General features: G+C 62.8%; 3 protein-coding genes. All 3 read right to left on the bottom strand.

What is annotated here, in order from left to right; all coding sequences use genetic code 11:
• Window positions 1-255: hypothetical protein (locus PMI11_RS15510; protein WP_007818554.1), on the bottom strand; the 255-nt coding region annotated here is incomplete at its 3' end.
• 32 nt (window positions 256-287) lie between these two features.
• The gene (locus tag PMI11_RS15505) at window positions 288-1,505 is read right to left on the bottom strand and encodes a GTP-binding protein (protein ID WP_007818553.1); all 1,218 of its coding nucleotides are present in this window, start codon (window positions 1,503-1,505) and stop codon (window positions 288-290) included.
• A gap of 125 nt (window positions 1,506-1,630) precedes the next feature.
• Window positions 1,631-6,946 (bottom strand): DUF4082 domain-containing protein, encoded by a 5,316-nt coding sequence (locus tag PMI11_RS15500; protein WP_051034585.1) that lies wholly within the window; start codon window positions 6,944-6,946, stop codon window positions 1,631-1,633.
• Window positions 6,947-7,364: the final 418 nt, after the last annotated feature.

The following is a 7,364-nucleotide window of genomic DNA, read 5'->3' as shown; positions in this document are numbered from 1 at the left end:
GGCGGCCGCGGCAGCCGACATGTCGCCGATCCGGCGAACCGCACCCGCTTCGACAAGGCCGCCCAGCGCCTTCTGCATGAGATCGACCGCATTGGCGAAGGCGTCGACCGGCATGATGATGCGCTGGCGGAAGACCGGCTTCGGATTGTTGTTGGCATCGCGGTCAGTGGCCGACAGCGACATCAGGTCGATGCGCACGATCGTGCCTGTGATGGTGATTTCGCCGATACCGTCTGCATAAAGTTCGCTGCTCATTGTTCTCTCCTCTGGTTATGTCAAAAACCTGTTCACCTGTGCGTATCGTGCCGCCAGGCCGGAAACGGATCGCGAAGGCCGATGGCGATCTCCGGATCGAAACCCGTCTCCTCCCCGGCCAGGCAATCGTCGAGTGCTGCGCAGATGGCGTGCCTGTCGAAGCCGGAACCGATGAAGACGAGCTCCTGGCGGCGGTCGCCCCAGACATCGTCCCAGTGCCGGTCGATCAGCTGGCGGAACTGCGGATAACGCGGCCATTGCGCCCTCGGCACGGAGGCCCACCAGAACCCCCTGCTGTCGATGCGGCATTGGGTGCCGGCAATGGACAGCAGGCCGATCTCATCGGGCCTTGTCGCCAGCCAGAAATGACCCTTTGCGCGGATGAGGCCCGGCCATTTCCTGTCGAGGAAATCGCTGAGCCGCGCCGGATCGAAGGGCCGGCGGCTGCGATAGACGAAACTTGCTATCCCGTATTCTTCGGTCTCCGGCACATGGTCGCCCCAGCCGAAGAGCTCCTTGTGCCAGAGCGGATGGCGGGCGGCCTTGGCCTCGCTGAAGAACCCGGTATCCATGATCGCGGAAAGCGGCACCTGGCCGAAGACCGCCTCGATGACGCGGGCATCCGGATTGAGCGCCGCGACGACCCGGCGAACCTCGGCAAGCTCGGCGCAGGACACCTCGCCTGCCTTGTTGATGATGACGACGTCGGAAAATTCGATCTGCTCGACGAGCAGTTCGACGAGCTTGCGCTCATCATCCCCGTCACGCCGTTCGCCGCGATCGGCAAGGAATTCGGCACTCTGGTAATCGGCGAGAAGATTGACCGCATCGACGACGCAGACCATCGTGTCGAGCCTTGCCACGTCGCAAAGGGCTGCCCCGCTCTCGTCGCGGAAGGAGAAGGTGGCTGCGACCGGCAGCGGCTCGGCAATGCCGGTGCCCTCGATCAGCAGGTAGTCGAAACGGCCCGCACTGGCCAGCCGCCGCACCTCGCTCAGGAGATCGTCGCGCAGCGTGCAACAGATGCACCCATTGGTAAGCTCCACAAGCGTCTCGTCCGTGCGCGAAAGGTCTGCACCCCCTTCGCGCACGAGATCCGCATCGATGTTGACCTCGCTCATATCGTTGACGATGACAGCAACGCGGCGACCCTCACGATTACTCAGGACATGGTTGAGGACAGTCGTCTTGCCGGCGCCGAGAAACCCGGCGAGAACCGTAACCGGCAATCTGTTATCTGCACGCATCATCGATATCACTCTTTACACGATGCTTGGTCTTACATCCCCGCGGCCTCTGGAGCGCCGCACGGCGCTCCAACTGTTTTCACGCAATTCCGGACGCAAAACCGCTGCGCACTTTTGCTGGAATTGCTCTAGGCCGCGAGCTGCGGTTTGAACCCCACGTCCACATAGTAGTTCGTGCTGTTGTAACTGCTCGTCGGGAACAGCCCGCCCGATCCGTAGGCATAGACGCCGTTATTGCCTGATGGCGCCTTTAGGTCGCCGTTGGTCACGTCGCTGCCGAAGTAATTGCCTGTCGCCGAATAGTTGCCATTGGTCGAATAGGAGACGACGTAGGTCGTATCCGCTGATATCGCGATCTGCTGGCTGAGCTGCGCGGTCTGCCAGCCGCTGGCCGTCTCGTTGTTGAAGGTGACGCTGCCGAGCAGAGTGCCCGAAGCCGTCCACAGATAGCCATTGTGCGGGCCGGTATTGTCGGCGCCCTTGTAGAAGCGGATGGCGGTGATCCAGCCTGCCGTATCGGCCTGGAATTTCATGCCGAGATTGACCGGCTGGTTGTCGGCGACCGAGACGACCGAGGGCGTCGCGTTTGCCGCAAAGAGGTTCTGCTCCGGCCCTGCGGCCGGGTTGTTGACTGCGAGCGAAACTTCAGCTGATGCCGTGCCGCCCTGACCGTCGGCAATGGCATAGCTGAAGCTCGCCGGCCCCGAATACCCCGATGTCGGCGTGAAGGTGATGGTCTGTGCCTGGCTGTCGAAGGAAACCGTGCCGTTGACCGCACCGCTGACACCGGTGATCGAGATCGCATTGCCATCGGCATCGCTGTCATTGGCAGTGAGCGCCGATGCCTGGATGGTGAGCGGCGTGCCCGTATTCGTCGAGAAACCGCTGTCATTGGCGGCGACGGGCGCCGTGTTCTGTGCGCCCTGCTTGTAGAGCACATCCACCCAGTAATTGCTGGCATTGTAGGAGGCGGTCGGGAACAGGCTGCCCGTGCCATAGGCATAGACGCCGTTGCCCCCGCTGACCGAACTTGCCGGCGCCGTCAGCGCGCCGCTCGTATGGTCGGTCGTGAAATAATTGGCCGATGCCGAGTAGAAGCCGTTGGAATGGTAGCTCGCCACATAGGTGGTGCCGGCGGTGACGCTGATCGGCTGCGTGAAGGAAACCGTCTGCCAGCCGCTCGCCGTCTCGTTGATGAAGGTCGCCTGGCCAAGCAGCTGGCCGCTCGCCGTCCAGAGCGAGCCGACATGCGTGCCGGTATCCTGGGCGCTCTTGTAATAGGTAAGCCCGGTGATCTGGCCGTTCGCCGAAGCGATGAACTTGACGCCAAGCTCGACCGCGTTGGGGTCATTGGCGGCGGTAACGCCCGAGGTATCGGCGCCGGTGAACAGGCTCGTCGTCGTGCCGCCGGGCTGAGAATTGACCGTGAGGTTCACGGTGGCGGACGACGTGCCGCCATGCCCGTCCGCGATCGAATAGGTGAAGCTTGCGACACCCGTATAGCCCGAGTTGGGCGTGAAGGTGACGGTATTGGTCTGGCTGTTGAAGGTGACCGTGCCGTTGACCCCGCCGCTTGCACCGGTGATGCTGAGCGGATCTCCATCCGCATCGGTATCGTTTGCCAGCAGATTTGCCGCGGCAATGGAGAGCGCCGTGTTGGAATAGGTCGTATAGCCATTGTCATTGGCCGCGACCGGCGCCGTGTTTGATGTCGACTGGTTGAAGACGACATCCACCCAGTAGTTCGACGACTGGTAGCTGGACGTCGGGAATGTCGTGCCCGATCCGTAGGAATAGACGCCGTTGGCGCCGGCAAGGCCGGTCAGCGCGCCGTTTGTATGGGCCGTGTTGAAATAGCCCGATGTCGCCACATAGCTTCCGGTCGTGTGGTAGGAGGCGACATAGGTCACACCCGCCGAGATCTGCAGCGGATTGGAGAATGTCGCGGTCTGCCAGCCGGAGGCCGATTCACCCCCAAAGCTGACCGTCGCAAGCAGCGTGCCGCTGGCCGACCAGATCGAGCCGGTATGCGGCCCCGCATCGCCGGCGGCCTTGTAGAAGCGGATGCCCGTAATCGTGCCGCTTGCCGAAGCCGAGAACTTCATGCCGAGTTCCAGCGGCGAGTTTTCCTGGATTCCGGTACCCGTCGGCCCCTCATTGGCGGTAAACAGACTCTGGCCGGCCGGGCCCGGATCGACGGTGATGCTGACATTGGCCTGGTCGGTGCCCCCGCGCCCGTCCGACAGCGTGTAGCTGAAGCTTGCCGGGCCGGAATAATTGGCATTAGGCGTGAAGATGACCGTGCCGTTCTGCTTGTTGAGCGTCACAGTGCCGTTCAGCGCATTGCCGACGGCACTGATCGTCATCGCATCGCCATTGGCATCGGTGTCGTTGGCCAGAAGCGAGGCGATGGAAATGGTCAGCGTGCCGTTGCGCGAAATCGTCAGGCCGCTGTCGTCACCGGCGACAGGCGCGCTGTTCAGCCCTGCATCGAAGACCACGTCCACCCAGTAGTTGGACCCGCCGGGGTTCTGGCCCGGGAACGTGCCGGCATTGTCGCCATAGGCGTAGACGCCGCCGCCATCGACGGCCTTCAGAGCGCCGCTGGCATAGGTGCTGCCGCTGCCGAAATAATTGTCGGTGACGGAATAGTAGCCGTTCGTGTGATAGGAGGCCACATAGGTCGTACCCGCCGCAATCTGGATCGGCGAGGAGAACATCACCGTCTGCCAGCCGGAGAGCGATTCATTCGTCGATACGCCCGTTGCCAGCAGCGTTCCGTCGCTGGACCAGAGGCTGACGACATGGTCGCCGGTATTGTAGAAGCCCTTGTAGAAGCGGATACCCTGCACGGAGCCTGCGGTCGTTGCCTGGAAGCGCAGGCCGAGCTCGACCGGATCGCGATCGATCGCCACCTCGGTCGCCGGCTTTTCCGCAAGCGTCCACAGGCCCTGCGTGCCCGGCAGGGTGACGGTGACCTGCTTGCCGGTCGAGGGCGTCTCGAGATTGACGCTGTCGTCGACGGCGCGTGACATGATCGTATAGGTGCCGCTTGCCTGGACGACCCAGTTATAGCTCCAGGCCTCGCGACCGGTCGCCTTGAACCAGTGCTGGCCACCATCGGTGGAGACTTCGACGCCGGCAATGATGCCGCCGCCGAAATCCTGCGCCGTGCCGGTGATCGTCACGTGCTGACCTTCGAGGAAGGAGGCACCCACGATGGGCGAGCTGATCGACGAGGTCGGCTTCAGCAAGTCGGTCGATTGTGTCGCAAGGATCAGGCTCGCATCGAGCGTGGTCGGCTGGATGCCCATGTCGGCGAACATGTTGACCATCGCCTGCTGGACATTGCGATCGGTCGATGTCGTCGCGCCCTGGTGGTTGTCGCTGAGCCCCCAGGACCAGAAGACGGTGCCGGCGCCGAAGACCAGCGCGCCGCTTGCGGCCCGGTACATGGTGAGGCTGTGGTTGGCGACGGCCGAACCGACGGTCGTGCCGTAATCGCGCAGATAGGTTTCCACCGAGATGGAGGAGAGCGACAGGTTGACCAGTCCATCCGGCCGGAAGCCGTTCTCGACATCGGAATCCCACTCGTAGCCGAGCAGGTTCTGCACGAGATTGTAGGTATCGCCTTCATTCAGCTCGGAGACTTCGGTATTGCGCCAGAAGCGCAGGTTCGAATAGTCGTAGGGGATGGAGATCGTATCCGAGCGGTAGCCGTCGACGGTAAACAGCGTGCCCGTCAGCGAATTTTCCGGCTCCTGCCCAGGATCGGCATAACGCGGATCGCGCCAGGTGCCGGTGCCGACATTGCTCGGATCCGAACTCGTGCCCCAGGTCTCCTTGTAGCAGACCATGGTGCGGTAGGCCTGGCCGCTGCCGTCGATGCTGCTTTCCCAGCGAACCTTCCAGTAGCACTCGTTGCCGCTCCAGAAGGCAAGGTTGACGCCGGCATCGCGCGCCGCCTCGACATTGGCGCGCTGTTCGGCAGACCAGTATTCGTCATGGCCGACGGAGAGATAGGCATCGTGGTTGAGCAGCAGGCTGCCGCTGCGCGCCGCATCGACGCCCGAAATATAGGAAACGTCGTAGCCGTTCTGCTCCAGCCACGAGATGGCGGAGGATTCGACGCCGAAGATATAATCGTGCGAGCCGCCGATCGGGCTCGTATTGGTGATGATCGGGCGGTTGTAGCTGACGGCCGAGGCACGGCCGATAGCCTGCAGGCCGCAGCTGCAGTTCGGCGGCAGGTAACCGATCATGTTTGCGGGATCGACAGGCACTTCGCCATAATAGAGGCTGGCGCCGCCCCAGGCATTATAGGCCTGCCAGGTCGTATCCGAGGTCTGGAAGACGATATTGCTGGTCGAGGCATCGTCGCGCACGACGAAGGGGATGATGCTTGCATCCTCGGTGCCGTCCTCGCGCACCAGCTTGGCGAAATAGACGCCCGAGACGGCATCGCCAGGGATCTGCCAGCTGGCCGAAACCGACCAGTTGCCGCAATCGATGAGACCGAGCGACATGTCGACGATCGGATGCGGCTGGATCTGCGCCGTGGTCAGCGATTTCTCGATCGAGTCGACCTTGCGCGCGCCGGCCCCGCCATAATAGCCCATGCGGTAGATATCGATCCGGTAATGGGTGGAATCGGTGGCGATCTTGAAATCGACCGTCTGGCCGATATTGGTGCTGATTTCGGTGGCGAAACCCTGGATGGTGCCGTTGCCATCACCCTCCAGCCCCCATTCGCTGATGGGGTTGCCCTGCTTCATGTTTTCGAGCGCGATCTTGTTGAGCGTCGGCGCCGCCGCAGTGGCAGCCGGCGCTGTGAGCGCCACCGAGCCGACGGGCGTGTCGGCAGAAACCTCCTGGCTCGGCTCCACCGAGATGGAGGCGATCGAGGTCTGAAGCTGCAGCGACGCCGCGCCGGAACCGGCGGCAGGATCGGTCGGAGACGTCGTGGTGGTCGCGGTGCCGGTATCGCTGGTAATGCCCGTCAGCGTGGGCGCCGGCGGCAGGCTCGCGGCCTCCTGGTACGGGTCCGGGCCGAGCACGGTCTGCTCTGTTGTCGTGGTGGTCGTGGTCGTCGTCTGCAGCGCCGGAAGGAGTGCCGCCGTCTTGGTGGACGTGTCCTGCGCGCCGCCGTCGCCTGACGGCGCTGATACCACCGTCGGCGGTATCGAGGCAGTCTGCATGCCGCCCGATGAGATCAGCGCAGCAGGCTGCGTGATACTGCCTGAGAAGGAGGACGGGACGACGGCGCCGCCCGGATCGGTAAAGCTGCCCTGATTGGCAAAACTTAGGGAACCATCGGTACTCGTAGAAGATACGACAGTCGTGGTTCCCAGCACTGCACTCCAGGCTGACGGTACACGACAGATACTCAACGCTCCACCATATATGCTCAGGTACTCAAGACTACTAACCCGAATTCTCCGCATAAGCGGCGTCCCCTTTCCCGTCCACCAGCCTCCTGGACCTGCCCCTCAACCGGCCCCACGAAGCAGCATTTCAAGACATGCATTCTGGCAGTTTTTGCGCGGGAACGAACGACAGCAATCAGGGGTACGCGGGTGATGCCCCCTACGTCCATATGATGATGCTTGCGTATGCTCGACTAGCATGGCGGCAGGTTTGCCTGCGGAGGTTGAGAGAAATTTGGAGCGTCGCGCGGCCGGTTGGGCGCTCGGGATATTCGGGAAGCATGTGCCTGTGGCTTGCCGCCGTCTTCCGATGTGCCCGTGGCCCCCTCATCCGCCCTTCGGGCACCTTTTCCCCGAGGGGAGAAGAGGGAGCAAGCAGCACGATCTCAGTCAACGACAAAAGCTTCAGCCAGAGCGGAGCGTGCCGCAGGCTCCC

This window comes from Rhizobium sp. CF142 (assembly GCF_000281145.1).
GTDB lineage: Bacteria > Pseudomonadota > Alphaproteobacteria > Rhizobiales > Rhizobiaceae > Rhizobium.
Note: the sequence above shows the minus strand (reverse complement) of the source record. Positions and strands in the feature narration are given on the sequence as shown.

Excerpts from the sequence above, each read along its gene's own strand:
- PMI11_RS15500 (WP_051034585.1), bottom strand. The coding sequence starts at position 6,946 with ATGCGGAGAATTCGGGTTAGTAGTCTTGAGTACCTGAGCATATATGGT.
- PMI11_RS15505 (WP_007818553.1), bottom strand. The coding sequence starts at position 1,505 with ATGATGCGTGCAGATAACAGATTGCCGGTTACGGTTCTCGCCGGGTTT.